Here is a 19,987-nt window from a genome sequence, read left to right as displayed (position 1 = left end):
AGAATGCACCATCCTCCCCTGTTTACGGGGGAGGTGTCAGCGAAGCTGACGGAGGGGGGGACTTCACGATGCAGAGCCATCATTTCAGCTCAGCAATACCGCGGGCGAACAGGCGTGGAAGGTCAGCCACACCTTCTCATCCCAGGTAAAGTCTTCCTGATCCCAGCGCGTCAGGTTGGAGCGCACCACCTTGATCAGGCGGCCGCCGTTAATTTCAACCTCGTAATTGGTTTCCGAGCCGAGATAGACCATGTTCTTGATCACGCCGGCGATGACATTATAACCCTCCGGGGCATCATCCACCTTGGGCGCCACGTCGATACGCTTGCGCATCTCGATCTTTTCGGGCCGCACCGCCGCCCAGACCGTGCCCCCCGTCGCACCGGTGACGCCGTGATCAATATAGATCGGCCCGACATCGCGCGTTGAGATAATGGCATGGTCGGGTTCATCGATATCGAGCGTGCCCTCGAACATATTGACGCTGCCGATGAAGTCGGCCACGAAGCGCGAATTGGGAAATTCATACAGGTCGAGCGGCGTCGCCACCTGCTGCAACAGGCCGCGATTCATCACCGCGCAGCGCGTGGCCATCGCCAGAGCCTCGTCCTGATCGTGCGTCACCATGATGAAGGTGATCCCGACCTTTTCCTGAAGATCGGACAGTTCCGAACGCATCTGGTCGCGCAGCTTGGCGTCAAGCGCCGACAGGGGCTCATCGAGCAGCAGCACGCGCGGCTTTTTCACCAGAGCCCGCGCCAGCGCCACGCGCTGCCTCTGCCCGCCCGAAAGCTGGTCGGGCTTGCGCGTGCCATAACCATCAAGCTGCACCAAAGCCAGCGCCTCCTCGGCGCGCTGCAAACGGTCCGCCCGGGCCACGCCGTCCATCTTCAGGCCGTAGGCAACGTTTTCCAGCACGCTCATATGCGGAAACACGGCATAGGACTGGAACACCATATTGACCGGGCGATGATTGGGCGGAGTGGTCGAGACATCCTGCCCGTCGATCAGGATGCGCCCCTCGGTTGGCATTTCAAACCCGGCCAGCATCCGCAGAAGCGTGGTCTTGCCGCAGCCCGAAGGGCCGAGCAGCGAGAAGAACTCGCCCTCATGTACGGTCAGCGACACATTATCGACCGCCGCCACCTTGCCGAAGCGTTTGGTGACATTTTCGAAACTGATAATCGGTTTTGGGTCAGGCATGTCTTTACTGCTGTTCTGAGGCATGACCGGCGGCCATCGCCGACGATCCCTGGAATTTGAGGGCGATGAAGGTGAGGAAGACGGTAACAAGGATCAGGATGGTCGAGGCCGCATTGACTTCCGGCGTCACCGAAAAGCGTACCATCGAATAGACCTTGACCGGGAAGGTCAGGGTATCAGGCCCGGCGGTGAAGAAGGTGATGACGAAATCATCGAGCGACAGGGTAAAGGCCAGCAGCGCCCCGGCGATCAGCGAGGGCTGCAAGTGCGGCACCACCACGTCCCACAAGGCGCGCATTTCGCTGGCCCCCAGATCCTTGGCCGCCTCCTCCAGTTCGCGGTTGAATGAACCGAGGCGCGCCCGCACCACCACCGCCACAAACGGAAACGAAAACGAGACGTGGCTGATGATGATCGCGCCCAGCGAAAACGGCCAGGGCAGTTCGTGCGGCCAGGGCAATATCTTGGCGAAGAAGACCAGCATCCCCACCCCCATGCAGATTTCCGGCACGACGATCGGTATGGCCAGGGCGCCATCCAGAACCGACTTGCCGGGAAAGCGGAACCGCCACAAAACGATGGCGATCATCGCCCCCAGCACCAGCGAAATCGCGGTCGAGCAGGCGGCGATGGTCAGCGAATTGCCAAAGGCCGTGATCAGGCTGCTGTCATGGATCGCCTTATCGTAATATTTCCAGGTGAAGCCGCGCCACACCACATTGGCGCGCGAATTGTTGAAGCTGAAGGCCATCAGGCTGATCAGCGGGGCGTACAAAAACACGAGCACGGCCCCCACGCTCAGGCGGATCGGCCAGCGGCGCAGATATTCGAGCGGCGCAGGCGGCAGGCGGCGCGTTTTTGCAGGCGCGCTGGCAACGGCTTCGTTCATTGTGCCACCTTCCTCTTATTGGCGCGCTCAATCAGCCCCTGCACGATGATGCCGATAAAGGTCATATAGATCAGGATGAAGCTCAAGGCCGCGCCGAACGGCCAGTTATTGGCCTGTTTGAACTGGCTCTCGATGACATTGGCGATCATCTGGCTGTCCGGCCCGCCCAGAAGGTCGGGCGTCAGATAGGCCCCCAGCGCCGGGATGAAGGTGATCAGAATCCCGGAGGCGATGCCCGGCCCGGCCAGCGGCACCATAACGTGCCAGATGGTGCGCAGATGACCGGCACCCAGATCGAGCGAGGCTTCGAGCAAAGAGCGATCCATGCGGTCGAGCGTCGAATAGAGCGGCAGCACCATAAAGGGCAGGTTGACGAAGACCAGACCGAACACCACGGCGAAATTATTATAGAGCAGGGTCAGGGGATGAAAGTCACCGAGATGAAAACCCAGCGCATTCAACTGGTTCCAGAAGAAGTGGTAGATCATATTGACATAGCCCTCAGTGCGCAGCACCGCGATCAGGGCATAGGTGCGGATCAGCAGGTTCGTCCAGAAGGGCAGCATGATCAGCATCAGCAGCCAGTTTTTTGATTTTTCGCTGGCGAAGGTGATGGCCATCGCCACCGGAAAACCGACCACCAGGCACAGAAAGGTGGTGATGGCCGCCACCACGATCGATTTCCAGAAGATGCCGAGATAGAGCGGATCGAAGGCGTGGCGGTAATTGCTCCATGTGCCGGTGAAGGCAATATCGATCAGCCCTTTGTTTTCACCGAAGGAATAGACCCAGACCACCGCCATCGGCACGAGAAAGAAGGCGACCAGCCAGAACAGCGGGGCCGCAATCAGGGCTGCGAATATGGTCTTGGCCTGCCGCCAGCTCTGCTCCAATGAAGCCTCCCGGGTTAAAAAAGCCCGGCGCGTCACTGATGACGGCCGGGCCGGTATGATTAGCTGCCCGCGGCCGCCTTGATGCGGGTGGCCATTTCCTCGTATTTGCGCGCGCGTTCATCGCCCGGATACTGGCCGTATTCGCATTTGGCCAGCAGGTCGGCGGGCGGGAAGATGATGGGATTGTTTTGGTAACTGGCGGGCATCAGCGCCTTGGCGGCGTCGTTCGGCGTCGGGTACAGGATGGTCTTGGTGATTTCCGCGCCATTCTTGCCATCAAGAATGAAGTTGATGAACTTGTGAGCATTATCGGGACGCGGCGCGCCCGCCGGAATAGCCAGGGTATCGGAACTGAGTTCGGATCCCTCCTTGGGGATAACGAAGGTCAGATCAGGGTCTTCCGAAGCCTTCTGGGCGATGTCGCCATTATATTCGATCACGATGTCGGCATCGCCGTCAGCCAGCATCTGATCGCCCTCGTCGCCGGTGAATTTGAGCAGATAGCCCGACTTGACCAGCTTGGTCAGCATGGCCTCGATCTTGACCAGACCATCGTCAGGAATATTGTTGAGCGGATAGCCGAGATACTTACCGGACAGGCGGATCAGATCGGCGGAATCGCCAAGAATGGTCAGGCGCTTCTTGTACATGGTCGGCTCGAACACATACGAATAGGAATCGGGAATATGGCCCGGCTTCATCTTCGACTTGCGGTAACCGAGGCCAATCACCAGCCAGGTATAGGGCAGTGAATATTTGCGGCCCGGATCATAGACCGGGTTCATGAAGCTGGCATCGATATTCTTGATATTGGGGATCTTGCTGTGATCGAGCGGCATCAGCAGGCCGGCGTCACTTAAGCGCGGCACATAGTCATTGGTCGGCACGATCACGTCAAAGCCGGGATTTCCGGCCTTCAGCTTGTTGAACAGCTCATCATTCGAGGCGAACAGGCTCATATTGACGTCGATCCCGGTCGCCTTCTTGAAGTCCGACAAGGTGGTGTCGCCGATATATTCGTCCCAGTTATAGAAGTTGAGCTTCGGTTCCTCGCCGGAAGCCGCGCCCTTGGGGGCGCCCGGCTTGGAGCAGGCCTCAAGCCCGGTGAAGCTGATGCCGATGGCGGCAGCGCCAAGTGCGGTCAAAAGTGAGCGTCGTGAAGTTCTCGAACCCATAAGCCTGTCTCCTTCTCGATGGCGGTGGAATAACCCCGAAATGAGAGGGGAATACGGTAGCGCGCTTCTGTCAACCCGAAAATGTGATCACAAGTGGCATCATCGTTAAGTTTTTGCAGCGCCGTTGCCGATCCGCATCCTTTGGCCTTATGCGTTGCGCAGATACCAGGCGTAATCGAGTTCGGTCACCTCCTCGAAGAAGCGGGCCTGTTCGGCGCGCTTGACCTTGACATACATGTCGATGAAACGGTCGCCGAGATAGTCGCGCAGCACCTCCGACTTATCGAGATAATCGACCGCAGCATACCAGTTGGTCGGAAGCGTGGCCCCCGTTTCGGCTGCCACCGCATAGCCATTACCGACCACGGCGGCCCCCGGATCGGTCTTGTTCGTCAGACCATGATGGGCGCAGGCCAGCACCGCCGCCAGCACCAGATAGGGATTGGCGTCAGCCCCGGCCACGCGATGCTCGACATGGCGGGTAGGGGCAGGCCCTGCCGTGACGCGCAAGGATACCGTGCGGTTATTCACCCCCCAGGTCAGGCCGACCGGCGCGTAACTATTGGCCTTGAAGCGCTTATAGCTATTGGCGCCGGGGGCCAGAATGGCCATGCAATCGGCGAGATGGTCTTTCATGCCACCGATCATGTTTTTCAACAGCGGCGCACCTTCGGGGTCTTCGGCGGCGCACAGATTCTTGCCGCTCTTGTCGGTCACCGACACATGGACATGGAAGCCCGAACCGGCCCGGTCGCTCCACGGCTTGGCCATGAAGGTGGCTTCGATACCGAGCGACAGGGCCACCCCCTTGGCGGCACGCTTATAGATGATGGCGTCATCGGCGGCGCGCAGGGCGTCGGGCTTGTGCTTGAGCGTCAGTTCCACCTGCCCTGGCGCGAATTCCGAGATCGCGCCCTCCAGCGGCACGCCCTGAATATCGGCCGTCTCCCAGAGCTGGCGGAAGAAATCACCATGCGCCTCGATTTCCGGCAGGCCGTAAACCTGCGTGCCGCTCGGCGTCTCACCGGTATTGAACGACGAGGCGGGCATCAGCCTGCCGTCCTTGCGGGCAATATCGACCAGATAATATTCCAGCTCGCACGCCACCACCGGGATCAACCCGTCAGCCGCATAGCGATCGAGCACATTTTGCAGCACATGGCGCGGATCGAGATCATTGGGCGTGCCATCCAGCTCATACAGCGACAACATCACCTGACCAACATCATCACCCAGCCAGGGCGCGGCCACCAAGGTGCCCGGCACCGGGCGGGCCAGCCGGTCGGCGTCGCCATCTTCCCAGACCAGCCCCGTCTCCTCGACATCGGCCCCCAGCGTATCGACCACCAGAATCGAGCCCGGCAGGAAGCGGGCATATTCGTAGATCGGCAACAGCTCATGGCGGCGCAGGCGCTTGCCGCGCGGCACACCGGTCATCGAGGTGAAGAATATCTCGAAATACTGGATATGCGGATGGGCGTCGAGAAAGGCCTGACACTCCTCCACCGCCGCCACGCGCGTCACCGGCGCAGGCCTGGCGGTCGTTTTGACGGCCTTGGCCGGTGTGTCGCTCTTGGCCTTGGATTTGCCGAAAGGGGTCATGGTTTTCTGCCTTGCAGGGTTTGCCAGATGGCCGCGAAACGTCGGGTGGCCGCCACCAGCCGTTCGATGGCCGCATCATCGGTTTGCGGTGAGATAAGCATCATATTGTGAAAGGGCGCAATCAGAATGGCCTGATTGATCAGATAGAGATGATAGGCTTCCAGCGCGTCAGGATCGAGCACGGCGCGCATGGCGGCAGCGTCCCTGGGCGGTTGGGCGGCGAAGATCAGTTCGGCCCGCGCACCGACATGCACCACCGACCACGGCAGGTCATGCGCCGCAATCACGCCGCGTAAGCCCGCCACCAGCTTCTGCGCCCCGCGCAGCATGTGGGCATAGGCCGCCTCGGTCATCACCTCGTCCAGCATCACGGCGATGGCGCGCATCACCAAAGCATTGCCCGACAGGGTGGTGCCGATACCCGATGAACCGGAACCAGCGCGCGCCTGCGCATCCTCCATGCGCGACGCGACATCCTTCGTCATGCCCCACACCGCGCCGGGCACGCCACCGGCAATCGCCTTGCCGATCACCAGCATGTCCGGCCGCACATCGTGCAGGCCCGCATAGCCCGAAGGGCCTGACGACAGGGTGTGGGTTTCATCGAGGATCAGCAGGCTGCCATAACGCTGGGTCAGACGGCGCAAGGCCTCATGAAAGCCCTCCTGCGGCTGGATCATACCGCAATTGGTCATGACCGGCTCGGCCAGCACCGCCGCCACATCGCCTTCGGCCAGAGCCTTTTCCAGAGCCGCCACATCATTGAAGGCGATGACTTTGGTGGTCAGGGTCTGGTCGGTCACCTGACCGATCAGGCCCTTTTTGTTGGCCGCCACGCCCTCATACAGCGCCACAAAGGCGTCCTCGACCATGCCGTGATAACAGCCGTCGAACACAAGGATTTTCGGTTTCTGCGTCACCGCCCGCGCCCAGCGGATAGCGGCGCGATTGGCATCCGACGCCGTGGTCGCCACCTGCCATTGGCTAAGGCCCAGTCCGCCGAAGCGCTGGCTTAAAAGCTCGCCCGCCCTATTTGTCCAGCGCGTCGGCAGCATAAAGCCCGCCCCCTCGCCCGCCTGTTCGGCCAGAGCCGCCCCTATTTCCGAACGGGCATGGCCAAACATCGAGGGCGTGTCGCCAAGGCAGAAATCATCGTAAACCAGGCCATCGGCGTCGGTGAGCTGTGCCCCCTTCGCCTGTTCGACATAGATCGGAAAGGGCGAGGCCCAGTCGCGCATCCAGTGAAAGGCCACGCCGCCGCGCCAGTGGGCCCGCGCCTGATCGGCCAGGGCGCGCGAACGCGGATGCGTCGCCACGAAGGCCTCGCGTTCAGCGCTCAGGAAGCCTTGCCAGTTCAAAACATCACTCTCCCCCCTCTCCCCATGCACATGGGGAGAGGACGAGAGCCGAGCCATGCGAAGGTGATCGGGTGAGGGGCTGTCCGCTGACGAAGCGCAATCGTCGGGCAGCCCCTCACCCGGTCAACGACGCTGCTGACGCAGCTTGTTTCCCGTCCTCTCCCCTCACGAGGGGAGAGGGGTGTTTGTGCGAAAGGGTTCAAATCTTCCCCATCTCAAATCTCTCCCAGCCCGCCATAGGAGATGTATTTGATATTCAGATACTCTTCCAAACCCTCCAGCGCGCCCTCACGGCCAATGCCCGATTCCTTGACACCGCCAAACGGCGTCACCTCGGTCGAGATCAGCCCGTCATTCATGCCGACCATGCCATACTGCAAATGCGCCGCCACGCGCATGGCGCGGCCAATGTCGCGCGTATAGGCATAGGCCGCCAAGCCGAACGGCGTGTCATTGGCAAGCTGGATCGCTTCTTCTTCCGTTTCGAATTTGAAAAGCGGCGCCACCGGCCCGAAGATTTCGGTATCGAAAATCTCCATCTGGCGCGTCACATGGGTCAGCACCGTGCCCTGATAAAACAGCGCACCCTGCCCATCGACGCCGCCGCCGCTTTCCACCTTCGCGCCGTGCGCCACGGCGTCATCGACCAGATGTTTCACCTTGTCGATGGCCTTCCGATTGATCAGCGGCCCCAGGGTCGTTTCTTCATGCCAGCCCGCTTCCAGTTTCAGCGCCTTGACCTTTTCCGTCAGGGCGGCGGCGAAACGATCATAGATGCCCGCCTGCACCAGAATGCGGTTGGCGCAGACGCAGGTCTGGCCGGAATTACGGTATTTCGAGGCCATCGCCCCTTCGACCGCGGCCTCAAGTTCGGCGTCGTCAAACACGATAAACGGCGCATTGCCGCCCAGCTCCATCGACACCTTTTTCATGGTCGGCGCGCACTGGGCATAGAGCAGCTTGCCCACCGGGGTCGAGCCGGTGAAGGACAGCTTTTTGACGCGCGGATCGCTGGTCATGGCCTCGCCCACCTCTTTGGCGTGCAGGCTGGTAATGACGGTCACCACGCCTTCGGGCAGGCCCGCCTGACGCGCCAGGGCATACAGAGCCAGCGCCGACAGAGGCGTTTCTTCCGAAGGCTTGATCACCACCGTGCAGCCCGCCGCCAAAGCCGGAGCCACTTTGCGCGTGATCATCGAGATCGGGAAATTCCACGGCGTAATCGCCACGCACACCCCAATCGGTTGCTTGATCACCTGCAAATGCTTGCCCGGTGCCGTGGCCGGAATGGTGCGGCCATAGGCGCGCTTGCCCTCTTCGGAAAACCATTCCAAAAACGATGCGCCATAGGTCACTTCGCCGCGCGTTTCGCGGATCGGACGGCCCTGTTCCAGCGTCACCAGCATGGCCAGATCTTCGCTGTGCTGAAGCACGAGGTCGTTCCATGTACGCAGGATCTGGCAGCGCGCCTTGGCCGTCATACCCGACCACGCGGCAAACGCCGTATCGGCGGCGGCGATGCCCTGCGTCGTTTCCACCGCACCTTGCGCCTTGACGTAACACAAGGTTGAGCCGTCGGCGGGATTAAGCACAGCGAAACGGTCAGACGCCGCCTCGCTAAAGATCAGGTCGCCCAGCAGGGCGCGCTGGCTATCGGAAAGTTTCATGATTCAGGCCTTGTAACTGATGCTGACCGCTTTCAGATCGGCGTATTTATAGAGGGCGTGCAACGAGCGATCACGCCCGAAGCCCGACTGTTTGACGCCACCGAACGGCGAGGTGATGTCGCAGGCGTCCCAGCCATTGATCCAGACCAGACCCGCCCGCAAGGCTTTCGCCGCCCGCATGGCCTTACTGATATTGGCGGTCCACACCCCCGACGCCAGCCCATAGATGGTGTCATTGGCGATTTTATAGGCGTCGGCCTCATCCTTGAAGCTCATCACCGACAGAACCGGCCCGAACACCTCTTCCTGCGCCAGCACATTGCCGGGCGCGATGCCGTCGATCACCGTGGGGCCGACATAATAGCCGCCCGTTTCGGCCATCAGCCGCCGCCCGCCCAGCACCACGCGCCCGCCCTCGGCCTGACCTTTTTCGATATAGTCGAGCGTCGTAAACATCTGCCGTTCGGAAATCATCGCGCCGAACTGGGTGGCCGGATCGAACGGATCGCCGACCCGGATCGTCTTCGCCACCTCGGCGACGCGCTTGACAAAATCATCACGGATACTGTCTTCCACCAGCAGGCGCGACGCCGCCGTGCAGACCTGACCCTGATTGTAAAACACACCCCAGGCCGCGGCTTCCGCCGCCGCATCCAGATCATCGCAATCGGCAAAGACAATCTGCGGTGACTTGCCGCCCAGTTCGAGCGACACGCGCTTCAGGTTCGAATCCGCCGAGGCGCGCATCAGTTGTCGCCCCACCGGCCCGGAGCCGGTAAAGGTGATCATATCGACATCCATATGCCTGGCCAAAGCGTCACCGGCCTCTGCGCCAAGACCCGGCACGACATTCCATACCCCCGGCGGCACACCGGCCTCCAGCGCCAGTTGCGCCGCGAAAATGGCCGTCATCGAAGAATTTTCAGCCGGTTTCAGCACCACCGAATTGCCCATTGCCAGGGCCGGAGCCACCTTCCACATCGCCATATGCAGCGGGAAATTCCACGGCACGATGGCGCCGACCACGCCCAGCGGTTCATGCACCACATAGGATAGCCGGTCTTCCGGCGTCGGGGCCACCTCGCCATAGATCTTGTCGAGCGCCTCACCATAATAGCGCGTGGTATTGATGGCGGCGGGAATATCGAAACCGCGCGCCTGAGCAATCGGCTTGCCGGTATCGAGACATTCCAGCAGGGCCAGGGTTTCGGCGTGTTCGCCCATCAACTCGGCCAGCCGGAACAGGATCGCCTTGCGCTGTTTCGGGGCCAGTCCGCGCCAGCGCCCGTCCTCAAAAGCCGCTCGCGCCGCGATCACCGCCCGATCCACATCCCCGGCATCACAGGCCGCGATACTGTTGATCAGCCTGCCATCGCGCGATGCGTAATTATCGAAGGTGCGCCACGACAAAGAGGCCACCGCCTTGCCGTCGATGATCGCCGTACCGGGCTTATCCATAGCCTCCACGGCGGCCAGAATGCCTTGCAACGTGTCGGCGGGCTTGATCGGCTCAGGCAGGCTCATGACGGCAAACTCCGGTTTTGTGATCACAATTACACACCGGGAGCCGATAAAAAGTCAAGGGCCGGGCAACCGGCTGCACGCTATTTTGATGGTCGCTTGCGGCGTTTGGGTTCCGGCTCCGCCTGCGCCTTGATGGCCTCCATCATCAGATCCATGCCCTCGTGAATATCGGCGGCCATCGACACCCGCACGGCCTCGGCATCGCCGCGTTCCAGCGCCGCAATCATGTCCTGATGGTGGTCGCGCGGCAGGTGCACCGTGCCCATGCGGCCAAACACCACGCGCATGAAGGGCCCTGCCTGTAGCCACAGGGTGCGCGCCATGTCGAAAAACAGCTCGGCCCCGGCCAGACGATAGATCGAAAAGTGGAAATCCTGATTGGACTGCATATAGGCCGACACATCGCCCTTGGCCAGCGCCGCCATCACCGCCGCATCGTCGTCACGCAGACGCCGGGTGGTGTCCTTCGTGGCGTGGGCGGTGGCCAAAAAGGCCAGTTCCGGTTCCACCCACTGGCGCGCCTTGGCCAGTTGCATCAGGCGATGTTCGCTTAAGTCCGGCACACGCAAACGCTTGTTCGACGGCTGCACCTCCAGCGCCCTTTCGGCAATCAGGCGGCGCACGGCTTCACGCACCGGCATGGGCGACACGCCGAGATTTTCAGCCAGCCCGCGCAAGCTGACCGACTTGCCCGGCGGAATCTGCCCCTGAATCAGCGCCTCGGCCAAGCGGTCATAGACCTGATCATGTATCCGGGCCTCCGCCCCGATGCCGCCCGCTGATGCCTCCAGTCTGGCCACGACCATTCTTTTCTTACCTTCCGGGCGCACGCTTGCGCATAACCGCATTTTGTGATCACACTCACTCAAAGCCCTGTGACAACTTATCACAGTTCCCGCCCCTGTCCTCATCAAACTGCGGGTTTTTGCACCACCGGAACCTCCATGCCACCAGCGTCTCTCGAAAATTTCTGGATGCCCTTCACGCCCAATCGCGCCTTCAAAGCGAAACCCAAGCTGCTGACCCGCGCCAAAGGCATGTATTACACCGACGTGGATGGCCGCGAGATTCTGGATGGCACGGCGGGCCTGTGGTGTGTCAATGCCGGTCATGGCCGCGAAGCCATCACCGCCGCGATTCAACAACAGGCGGCGGAGATGGATTTCGCCCCCACCTTCAATATGGCCCACCCGCTGGCGTTTCAGTTTGCCGAAAAGCTGGCCGCGATCATGCCCTATGATCTCAAGCGCATTTTCTACACCAATTCCGGCTCGGAATCGGCCGATACCGCCCTGAAAATCGCCCTGGCCTACCAGAGGATGCGCGGTCAGGGCACGCGCACCCGCCTGATCGGCCGCGAACGCGCCTATCATGGCGTCGGCTTCGGCGGCATCAGCGTCGGCGGCATTGTGCGCAACCGCATGACGTTTGGCAGCCTGCTGACCGGCGTCGATCACCTGCCGCATACGCATACCGGTAATCTGTTCGCCAAGGGCCAGCCGGAGCTTGGGGCGGGCCTCGCCGATGCGCTGGCCAATGACCTAGAAAGCATCGTGGCCCTGCATGACGCCTCCACCATCGCCGCCGTCATCATTGAGCCGGTCGCCGGTTCCACCGGTGTTCTGGTGCCGCCCAAAGGCTATCTCGAACGCCTGCGCGCCATCTGCGACAAACACGATATTTTGCTGATCTTCGATGAGGTGATCACCGGTTTCGGACGGCTGGGCGCAGCCTTCGCCGCCGATTATTTCGGCGTCCGCCCCGATATGATCTGCATGGCCAAGGGGCTGACCAATGCCGCCGTGCCGATGGGGGCCGTGGCCGTTTCCAACCGCATCTATGACACCTTCATGCAGGCATCGGAAACGCCGATCGAGCTGTTCCACGGCTATACCTATTCCGGCCATCCGCTGGCCTGCGCCGCCGGCATCGCCACGCTGGAGGTTTATGAAGAAGACGGGTTGTTTGCCCGCGCAGCCGGTCTGGCCCCCTACTGGCAGGAGGCCATGCACAGTTTGCGCGACGCCCATCACGTCATCGACATCCGCAACCTGGGCCTGATCGGCGGCATCGAGCTGGAGCCGCGCGCAGGCGCGCCCACGGCCCGCGCGCTGGAGGTGTTCGACCGCTGCTTCGACAAGGGGCTGCTGGTGCGCGTCACCGGCGACATCATCGCCCTGTCGCCGCCCCTGATCGTCGAAAAAAGCCAGATCGACCGCATGGTCGAAACGATCCGTCAGGCCTTGGCCGAGACGGCTTAAACGCCCTGATAGCCGGTGATCAGGGCCGCAGCTACGAAAAACACTATATAAAGCCCGGTGGCGATCACATAACTGGCCCCCTTGGCCACGCCGCGATTGACCAGCAAGCCGCGCACGGCAAACACGCCCAGCACCACGGCAAAACAGGCCCATCCCCAGCGCGGCGCGCGGCCAAGCTGTGCCAGACCTGCCCAGACCAGGCCCAGGGTCAGCAAGCCATACAGTCCCGCGCCCAGCACTTTCAATCCATGCCACAGCCCGTAAATCACGCTCATCCAAACCCCTCCCGGCAATCACAAACGCTTAACATAGCGAGTCATCTTGAAAAAAGAGAGCCTTAATCATTGCGCTTTTATATTGGGCTGGTTACTCAAAGATCAGACTTGGGCAAATCAGGCCCGCAAATCAGGGAAGATCATGTTCAACTTCTCCAGCCAGATCGACGCGATGAAAACCTTCATTATCGGCATTACGCTGATTTTGGCGAGCACGATTCTCGGCTTCATCTGGATCAGTATCGGCCTTTTCGCCCTGGTGGTGCACACCATCGGGCCGATTTGGGGGCCGATTGCGCTGGGCGGCCTGTTCCTCCTGCCGATCCTCATCTATTTCGGCCTGCGCCTGCTGCCGCAGAACAGACGCAAGCGCAAACAATCGGCCATTGACGAGGCGTTCAATAATTCGACCGTCGGCAGCATTTCGCGCCTGATCGATACCTTGTCCGCCACCTCGCCCGTCCTGGCCACGGTGGCGGCCATCGCCGCCGGCTTCGTGGCAACGCGCTTCCCGCAATTCCTGCCGATGTTTTCGCAGATCGTGCTGGCCTTCGGCGAGGAACTGCAATTGCACAAGGTGCGCCGCACCGAAAAGAAGGCCCGTCAGGCCAAGGCCGATTACGAACGCACGGTCAATAATCCCAGCCCGCCCGATGTCGAACCGGTCAATAAGCGCCGCCGCAAAACCCCTGATATGTACTAAGCGTTTCCCCGAAAAGTGGCTTCACTTTTCGGATAAGGAAGAGCGACAAAACAAAGAATGAGAGCACAGGTTTGATTGAATCAGACCCGTGCTCTGATAAAAAAACGCCCCCGTTTCCGGAGGCGTTGCTTATTCCCTCTCCCCTTAATAAAGGGGAGAGGACGGGAGCCAAGCGTAGCGAAGGTGACCGGGTGAGGGGCTCTTATTTACCCACCAAGCCCTTCGCCCGACTGTGGTGCAAGTACATTAGAGGTCTTCCTTGAGAATGGCCATTTCAAACATGTAGGAACCGGCCTCGTCCTCATCGACATAGACGACGCCGACGAATTCCTCGCCGATAAACACTTCGGCGGAATCCTTCTGCTTGCGGGCCTTGACCTCAAGCCCCTTGGTCTTGAAGGTGTTGAAAAGGTAGTCCTGAACCTTGGTGATTTCGGCGGGTGTCATGTCTGGCCTCGGCAAATGAGCAAAAAGGGTGCCTATCCGCCTTCATCAGCGCAGCCCCCAAAAAGGACGGCCAACATAGCCGCAATTACCGGCGACGGGGATAAACTTTGTTGTGAGGCCCGTTTACGGCCTGCCGCACGACAGCGCAAACCCCAAAGCGTCTTTTTCCACAATCAGGTATCTCAGGCAGCTATCTCAGGCAGCTATCTCAGATCGAATAGTCGAGATCGATTTCAGGCATGGTGTGGTCCATCTGCCGGGCCGGATCTTCGCACGTCTTGCAGTTGACGATTTTGGCCGGTACGCCCGCCGCCGTGCAATGGGCGGGCACGGGGCGCAGCACCACCGAGCCTGACGCGATCTTGGCATAGTCGCCGATCTGGATATTGCCGAGCACATTGGCCCCGGCCCCCAGCAAAACACCCTTGCCAATCTTGGGGTGACGGTCGCCGCGTTCCGCGCCGGTGCCGCCCAGGGTCACGCCTTGCAAAATCGAGCAGTCATCGCCGACCACGGCCGTTTCGCCGATAACAATGCCGGTGCCGTGGTCAAGGAAGACGCCCTTGCCGATGCGCGCCGCCGGATTGATGTCGATCTGGAAAAGCTCCGACACCCGGCTTTGCAGGTAATGGGCCATCGTGGTGCGCCCCTGCGTCCACAGGCAATGCGACACGCGATAGATTTGCAGCGACAAAAAGCCTTTGAAATACATGAAGGCCTGCATATAGCCCTTGGCCGCCGGATCGCGCTCATATACCGCCTGCAAATCGGCCTCGGCATAATCGACCAGCAAAGCATCGCTGGCAAAGCAGGCCTGAGCCAGTTCGCGCAGGGTGATGCTCGACATCGAATCGTCGCCCAGCTTGCGCGCAATATGATAGGACAGGGCCGAAGCCAGATCGCCATGCGACAGGATGGTGGAATGCAGCATGGAGGCCAGGGCCGGTTCTTTGGCCGAAGCGTCCTGCGCTTCCTGACGCAGGCACAGCCAGATCGGCTTGTCATCGGGGTGGATCACCTCGAAAGCCTTCGCTTCATGTTGTGCCATGCCAGTCTCCTAATCCAGTGCGAGCGCGGCGTTCAGCGATGCCGCCAGTTCGCCGCTCTTTGCCATATGGTACACGCGCAATACACACGCAACCGTTAAGGCGTCACGAACCTGCCCCATTATAACAGCTTCGAGCAGGTCTTTGAAGCGAACACGCGCATAATCGAACACTTCCGTCTCATCAGGCGCCACCTCGCCGCCCGAAAGCCCCGTGGCCAGATAGCAGACCGCCACCTCATCGGTCACCGAATTGGACATGTCGAAGCTGAGGATTTCCCGCCAGTTTTCGGCGCTTAAGCCCGTTTCCTCGCGCAGTTCGCGCCTGCCCCCCTCCAGCGGGTCTTCGTCCAGCGGCGCGCCGCCTTCGGGCAGTTCCCAGCTATAGGCGTCGATGGCGAAGCGCGATTGCCCAACCAGCGACACCGTGCCGTCATCATGCAGGGGCAAAACGGCGATGGCGCGGTTTTTAAAGCGCACCATGCCGTAATGGGCAGGCTTGCCGGTCGGGGCCAGGGCTTCATGCGCCTCTACCCGTATCCACGGATTTTCAAACACCGTATGGTTGGTGAAGCCCTGCCATCTGGGGCGACGCTCGGCACGCGCCGCATCATCCCAGGGCGGCAGGTTGGTGGAGGGTTTACGCATCAGGGCACCTTTGGTTTTGTGGCCAGCCCCCTATATAGTCAGGATGATTCCCCCCGCGAAAGGCCTTTTCATGCCCCTGCCCGACCCAAAACCGCACGATTTCGGCCAGCCCCTGCCGCAACAGCGCTCAGATGCGGTATTGCAAGCCCTGCTCGACCGGCGCAGCGCGTCGGCACCCCTGCTCGGCCTGCCCGCCCCTTCGCCCGCCGAGATGGAGCTTTTGATCCGCATCGGCTTTCGCGTGCCCGATCACGGCAAGCTGGGGCCGTGGCGGATTGTGCGCTTCACGCCGGAGGCCAAGGCGGCGCTGGTGGACAGGCTAAAGGCTTTGGCGGATTCGCATGGTGACAAAAAAGAAGCCGGGGCCCTGCTCAAACTCTCGACCCCGCCCGAAGCCCTGCTGGTGATTTCCAGCCCGGTGGTTCCGTATAAAAAGCCGCTGTGGGAACAGCAGCTTTCCGCCGCCGCCATCTGCCAGAACCTGCTGATTGCGGCGGGCGCGATGGGCTATGGTGCCAACTGGATCACCGACTGGTATTCCTATGATGATGAGGCCAAAGCGATCCTCGGCCTGACCGAAGGCGAAAACGTCGCCGGCTGGATCATGCTTGGCACACCGACCGAACCGCCGCTGGAGCGCGAGCGCCCGGACTATGACAGCCGCGTCAGTTGGTGGCAGGGATAGGGCTGTTCGATGATCGCAATCTGCGATAAGCTGACACCATGAAACCCTCGCTCGCCCTCGCCCGTCAAAAGCTGACCTTGCCTGCCCTGCTCTCTCAGTATCGGGTCGAGAACCTGCGCGTCTTTGGCTCAGTCGCGCGCGGGGAAGACAAGGTTGGCAGCGATCTTGATCTGCTGGTCGATCCTCTGCCCGGCGCAACCCTGTTCGATCTCGGCGGATTACAGGCCGAACTGGAAGAGAGACTGGGCGTGCCCGTTGATCTTCTGACGCCGCACGACCTGCCAGTATCCTTTCGCGCCAAGGTGCTGAACGAAGCGCGTCCGATATGACGGTGGAAAAGCGCGATGACTATGTGCGCCACATGCGCGAAGCCATTGCACAGGTCGCCACCTATATCGCAAGAATGAACTATGCGGCCTTTGTTGAGGACAAACGCACCCAGCAGGCTGTCATTATGAACCTCATCATTATCGGCGAAGCGGCCACCCGCCTGATGGCTGATTTCCCCGACTTTACCCATAACCACCCGGACATTCCGTGGCGTAGCATGCGCGGCATGCGCAATCGCATCGCACACGGCTATTTCGATATTGATCTGGCCCTGGTCTGGGAAACAGCAAGAACAGCCTTGCCAGAACTCGAAACGAGTCTGGCTAGAGCAACGAGCGTTTAATTTGACTTACAAATTGAATGCGAGATGCGGAAAAATGTAAAATGTAGAGCGGGTTGCATGCCTTTGACCGATTCAATCAGAATGCAGACCGCTCTATTCTGGACTATCCCCGCCCGCGATAGGTCGGCACGCCAAACTCCGGCACATAGACGCCCTTGGGCGGCTCACCCGTTTGCCAGAAGACGTCGATGGGGATGCCGCCGCGCGGATACCAGAAGCCGCCAATACGCAGCCAGCGCGGGGCGAGCAGGTCTTTCAGGCGCTTGGCGATATAGATGGTGCAGTCCTCGTGGAACGCGCCGTGATTGCGGAACGCGGTCAGGAACAGCTTCAGCGATTTCGATTCGACCAGCCAGTCGCCCGGCACGTAGTCGATCACCAGATGGGCGAAATCGGGCTGGCCGGTCACCGGGCATAGCGAAGTGAATTCCGGCGCGGTGAAGCGCGCGACATAATCAACATCGCTGTGCGGATTGGCCACGCGCTCCAGCACGGCTTCGGCGGGATCGCTGGCTTGCACGATGTGGCCGCCAAGCTGGGTCAGATTATCGGTATAATGGCTCATAGGTTCCGATATAGACGCAAGCGCGGTTTTGGCAAGACCGCTTCATCCTCCCCTGTGAAGCGGGGGAGGTGTCGAGCAAGCGAAGCGCGTCGAGACGGAGGGGCATGGCGACCTGATGAGTGCCCCCTCCGTCACGGACTTCGCGCCAAAATAAATTTTGCCGCGAGCGCCGCGCCACCTCCCCCGCTTCGCAGGGGAGGAAAAGAACAATCCTCCTGCCTCATGCACACTTTTCAACTTTACGCGCGCGTCAATTTAGCGCTAGTCTCCTCCGCGAAAATACTCAGAGGAAACCGCCATGCCGATCCCCGCCTCGCTGAGCCGCAATCTGCGCTTTCCGGCCATCGCCGCGCCGATGTTCCTCGTCTCCGGCCCGGAACTGGTGATCGCCACCTGCCAGTCGGGCGTGATCGGCACCTTTCCGGCGCTGAATCAGCGCACGACCGAAGGCTATGGCGAATGGCTCGATCAGATCGAGGCGGCGCTGGGGCCTGATGATGCGCAATATGGCGTCAACCTGATCGTCCACAATACCAATACGCGCCTGATGGCCGATCTGGCCGTCACCGCTGCCCACAAGGTGCCGCTGGTCATCACCTCGCTCGGCGCAGTAAAAGATATTGTCGATGGCGTCCATGCCTATGGCGGCGTGGTGTTTCACGATGTCATCAATGCCCGCCATGCCCAAAAAGCCGCCGAGGCCGGGGTGGACGGGCTGATCCTGGTGGCGGCGGGCGCAGGCGGTCATGCCGGCACCCAGCACCCGTTCAGCCTGATCAACGAAATCCGCCAGTTTTTCAGCGGCACCATCCTTTTGTCGGGCTCTATCTCCACCGGCTCGGATGTGGCAGCGGCTTTGATGGCCGGGGCCGACCTCGCCTATATGGGCACGCGCTTTATCGCCACGGCAGAATCGCGCGCTGACCCCGCCTACAAGCAGATGCTGATCGATACGGCGGCGAAGGACATCACCTATACCGACGCCATTTCCGGCATCAATGCCAACTTCCTGACGCCTTCGCTGATCGCTAACGGCCTTGATGCGAACGCCGTTAAAGACCCGAAGCACAGGATCGACATGGCCCACGAACTGAACGCCGAGGCCAAGGCCTGGAAAACCATCTGGTCGGCGGGCCAAGGCGTCGGCGCAATCCATGATGTGCTGCCTGTCGCCGATCTGGTGGCGCGGCTGAAGACCGAATTCAGCGCCGCCCGCACGCGCTTTACCAGCAAAAGCGACCTTTACGGCCTGTAGGCCCGGTCACGCTGGCACCTCGACCGTCAGGGCAAAACGCGCCGTCCCGCCCGGTGCCAGGATCAGGCTATAGGGGCGTTGCGCCAGATCGTTCGAGCCGCCCCATTCGGCGGCAGTGCCGTGCCAGGGCTCGATGCAGATATAGGGCGCGCCGGGCTTTTGCCACAGGGCCAGATTGGGCAGGTTCTCAAAGGTGAATTTCAGAGCGGGCCCGCCTTGCGCCGCCCCACCTTGCGCCGAATAGGTAAGACCCGTCCCCGCCCCTTGCAGAAAGATCATCGCATCCGCTGCGAACTGAGCCGGATCGAGGGTGAGCCGCCCGGCGTCAAAGGGTGAAGGCAGTTTGTGCGGATCTATGAGCCCGTCCTTCAGCCGGACAAGCGCCGGTTCGGCCCCGTTATCGAGCTGGATGGTGTGCGCGCATCCATCCGCACCCGGCAAGGGCCAGAGAAAGGCCGGATGAAAGCCGAAGCCAAACGGCATGGGCCGGGCGTCGCGGTTTTCGACCTCGGCGGTGACGATGAGCGTGCGGCCCTTCAGGGCATAGGTGATCGCCAGCCGGAAGGCGAACGGATAGCTGGCGCGCGTGGCGTCTGAATCCATCAGTTCGAACCGGCACATGGCCGCCTCCGCCGTCGCCAGCCCGAACAGACTGCGGCGGGCAAAGCCGTGCTGCCCCATCGCATAGGTCTGGCCGTCCAGGCTGATCTTATCGTCAGGCGCCTTGCCGACCATCGGAAACAGGATCGGCGCGCGTCCGCTCCACCAGGCCGGATCGCCGTCCCACAGCCATGACCGGCCATCGGCGCTGGTCAGGCTCTGCATTTCCGCGCCGAGCGCGGCAATATCGAGGGTCAGATACGAATTGGCGATGCGGGTCAGGCCGGTCATGGTGTCATTTCCTTTTGCGGAGTTGCAAAGCTTACCGCCCATCCTGATGCGCGCAAAGCCTTCTTTCCGGTTCGCAGCCCCGTATTGCCCTGATCCCGATCGAGGTCATCGTTCTGCTCGCTCTGTCTTTGCTGTCGGTGTTCCGCGACACCCGCAAGGCTTTCATTGCCAATCTGGTTCTGGTCGGTATCGGGCTTGTGCTTGACGGGCGTCAATGTCGAGCCTGTG

The 19,987-nt window shown here is 61.0% G+C and carries 22 protein-coding genes; 6 read left to right on the top strand and 16 right to left on the bottom strand.

Features of this window, described 5'->3' with window-relative positions:
* Positions 1–84: 84 nt before the first annotated feature.
* The 9 genes from QB905_RS01365 to QB905_RS01325 form a co-directional block, all read right to left on the bottom strand.
* Positions 85–1,203 carry an ABC transporter ATP-binding protein gene (locus QB905_RS01365; RefSeq protein ID WP_282972779.1) on the bottom strand — a complete coding sequence of 373 codons (1,119 nt, stop codon included), beginning with the start codon at positions 1,201–1,203 and terminating at the stop codon, positions 85–87.
* Positions 1,204–1,207: 4 nt separating this feature from the next.
* Complete coding sequence (locus QB905_RS01360) at positions 1,208–2,092, bottom strand: ABC transporter permease (RefSeq protein WP_282972778.1); 885 nt, start codon at positions 2,090–2,092, stop codon at positions 1,208–1,210.
* A complete protein-coding gene (locus QB905_RS01355) occupies positions 2,089–2,985 on the bottom strand; it encodes an ABC transporter permease (RefSeq protein ID WP_282972777.1) in 897 nt (298 codons plus the stop codon). The genes QB905_RS01360 and QB905_RS01355 overlap by 4 nt, the downstream gene beginning before the upstream one ends.
* Positions 2,986–3,044: 59 nt before the next feature.
* Complete coding sequence (locus tag QB905_RS01350; protein WP_282972776.1) at positions 3,045–4,160, bottom strand: ABC transporter substrate-binding protein; 1,116 nt, start codon at positions 4,158–4,160, stop codon at positions 3,045–3,047.
* Between the two features lie 147 nt (positions 4,161–4,307).
* Entirely contained in the window at positions 4,308–5,762 is a 1,455-nt protein-coding gene (locus QB905_RS01345; RefSeq protein WP_461781757.1) for a glutamine synthetase family protein, read from the bottom strand.
* On the bottom strand, positions 5,759–7,120 hold the full coding sequence (locus tag QB905_RS01340) for an aspartate aminotransferase family protein (protein ID WP_282972775.1): 1,362 nt from the start codon (positions 7,118–7,120) through the stop codon (positions 5,759–5,761). The genes QB905_RS01345 and QB905_RS01340 overlap by 4 nt, the downstream gene beginning before the upstream one ends.
* A gap of 215 nt (positions 7,121–7,335) precedes the next feature.
* Positions 7,336–8,787: an NAD-dependent succinate-semialdehyde dehydrogenase gene (locus QB905_RS01335; RefSeq protein ID WP_282972774.1), complete on the bottom strand. Its 1,452-nt coding sequence runs from the start codon at positions 8,785–8,787 to the stop codon at positions 7,336–7,338.
* Between the two features lie 3 nt (positions 8,788–8,790).
* A complete protein-coding gene (locus QB905_RS01330) occupies positions 8,791–10,245 on the bottom strand; it encodes an aldehyde dehydrogenase (protein WP_282975544.1) in 1,455 nt (484 codons plus the stop codon).
* Positions 10,246–10,391: 146 nt separating this feature from the next.
* Complete coding sequence (locus QB905_RS01325) at positions 10,392–11,117, bottom strand: GntR family transcriptional regulator (RefSeq protein ID WP_282972773.1); 726 nt, start codon at positions 11,115–11,117, stop codon at positions 10,392–10,394.
* A gap of 138 nt (positions 11,118–11,255) precedes the next feature.
* Between QB905_RS01325 and aptA the strand changes: the two genes are divergently transcribed.
* Complete coding sequence (gene aptA, locus QB905_RS01320) at positions 11,256–12,572, top strand: omega-aminotransferase AptA (protein WP_282972772.1); 1,317 nt, start codon at positions 11,256–11,258, stop codon at positions 12,570–12,572.
* Here aptA and QB905_RS01315 read toward each other — a convergent pair.
* On the bottom strand, positions 12,569–12,847 hold the full coding sequence (locus QB905_RS01315; RefSeq protein WP_282972771.1) for a hypothetical protein: 279 nt from the start codon (positions 12,845–12,847) through the stop codon (positions 12,569–12,571). The two genes, aptA and QB905_RS01315, sit on opposite strands and share 4 nt — an antisense overlap.
* A 142-nt stretch (positions 12,848–12,989) precedes the next feature.
* On the opposite strand from QB905_RS01315, the gene QB905_RS01310 reads away from it, so the two are divergent.
* Positions 12,990–13,550 (top strand): hypothetical protein, encoded by a 561-nt coding sequence (locus QB905_RS01310; RefSeq protein ID WP_282972770.1) that lies wholly within the window; start codon positions 12,990–12,992, stop codon positions 13,548–13,550.
* A 246-nt stretch (positions 13,551–13,796) separates the two neighbouring features.
* Here QB905_RS01310 and QB905_RS01305 read toward each other — a convergent pair whose 3' ends face one another.
* From QB905_RS01305 to QB905_RS01295, 3 genes are all read right to left on the bottom strand, one after another.
* Positions 13,797–13,997, bottom strand: a complete 201-nt coding sequence (locus QB905_RS01305; RefSeq protein ID WP_282972769.1) for a DUF3126 family protein — start codon at positions 13,995–13,997, stop codon at positions 13,797–13,799.
* Between the two features lie 208 nt (positions 13,998–14,205).
* The gene (cysE, locus tag QB905_RS01300) at positions 14,206–15,045 is read right to left on the bottom strand and encodes a serine O-acetyltransferase (protein ID WP_282972768.1); all 840 of its coding nucleotides are present in this window, start codon (positions 15,043–15,045) and stop codon (positions 14,206–14,208) included.
* A gap of 9 nt (positions 15,046–15,054) precedes the next feature.
* Positions 15,055–15,690: an NUDIX hydrolase gene (locus tag QB905_RS01295; RefSeq protein WP_282972767.1), complete on the bottom strand. Its 636-nt coding sequence runs from the start codon at positions 15,688–15,690 to the stop codon at positions 15,055–15,057.
* A 70-nt stretch (positions 15,691–15,760) separates the two neighbouring features.
* Here QB905_RS01295 and QB905_RS01290 point away from each other — a divergent pair, with 70 nt between their 5' ends.
* From QB905_RS01290 to QB905_RS01280, 3 genes are read left to right on the top strand one after another with little or no spacing between them, the layout of a single operon-like run.
* Entirely contained in the window at positions 15,761–16,375 is a 615-nt protein-coding gene (locus QB905_RS01290) for a nitroreductase family protein (RefSeq protein ID WP_282972766.1), read from the top strand.
* Between the two features lie 38 nt (positions 16,376–16,413).
* Positions 16,414–16,704 carry a nucleotidyltransferase family protein gene (locus QB905_RS01285; protein WP_282972765.1) on the top strand — a complete coding sequence of 97 codons (291 nt, stop codon included), beginning with the start codon at positions 16,414–16,416 and terminating at the stop codon, positions 16,702–16,704.
* Positions 16,701–17,048, top strand: coding sequence for a HepT-like ribonuclease domain-containing protein (locus QB905_RS01280; RefSeq protein WP_282972764.1), 348 nt, complete (start codon positions 16,701–16,703; stop codon positions 17,046–17,048). The genes QB905_RS01285 and QB905_RS01280 overlap by 4 nt, the downstream gene beginning before the upstream one ends.
* 103 nt (positions 17,049–17,151) lie before the next feature.
* Here QB905_RS01280 and queF read toward each other — a convergent pair whose 3' ends face one another.
* Positions 17,152–17,613, bottom strand: coding sequence for a preQ(1) synthase (gene queF / locus QB905_RS01275; protein ID WP_282972763.1), 462 nt, complete (start codon positions 17,611–17,613; stop codon positions 17,152–17,154).
* Positions 17,614–17,911: 298 nt separating this feature from the next.
* On the opposite strand from queF, the gene QB905_RS01270 reads away from it, so the two are divergent.
* Complete coding sequence (locus tag QB905_RS01270; protein ID WP_282972762.1) at positions 17,912–18,868, top strand: NAD(P)H-dependent flavin oxidoreductase; 957 nt, start codon at positions 17,912–17,914, stop codon at positions 18,866–18,868.
* Positions 18,869–18,874: 6 nt separating this feature from the next.
* On the opposite strand, the gene QB905_RS01265 is transcribed toward QB905_RS01270, so the two are convergent.
* Together QB905_RS01265 and QB905_RS01260 are read right to left on the bottom strand one after the other, a co-directional pair.
* Entirely contained in the window at positions 18,875–19,759 is an 885-nt protein-coding gene (locus QB905_RS01265) for an aldose 1-epimerase family protein (RefSeq protein ID WP_282972761.1), read from the bottom strand.
* On the bottom strand, positions 19,756–19,974 hold the full coding sequence (locus QB905_RS01260; RefSeq protein ID WP_282972760.1) for a hypothetical protein: 219 nt from the start codon (positions 19,972–19,974) through the stop codon (positions 19,756–19,758). Before QB905_RS01260 ends, QB905_RS01265 begins: the two co-directional genes overlap by 4 nt.
* Between the last annotated feature and the right edge of the window lie 13 nt (positions 19,975–19,987).

It is taken from the genome of Asticcacaulis sp. EMRT-3 (assembly GCF_030027245.1).
In the GTDB taxonomy this organism is placed as follows: domain Bacteria; phylum Pseudomonadota; class Alphaproteobacteria; order Caulobacterales; family Caulobacteraceae; genus Asticcacaulis.
This window is presented reverse-complemented; position numbering and strand designations above follow the sequence as displayed.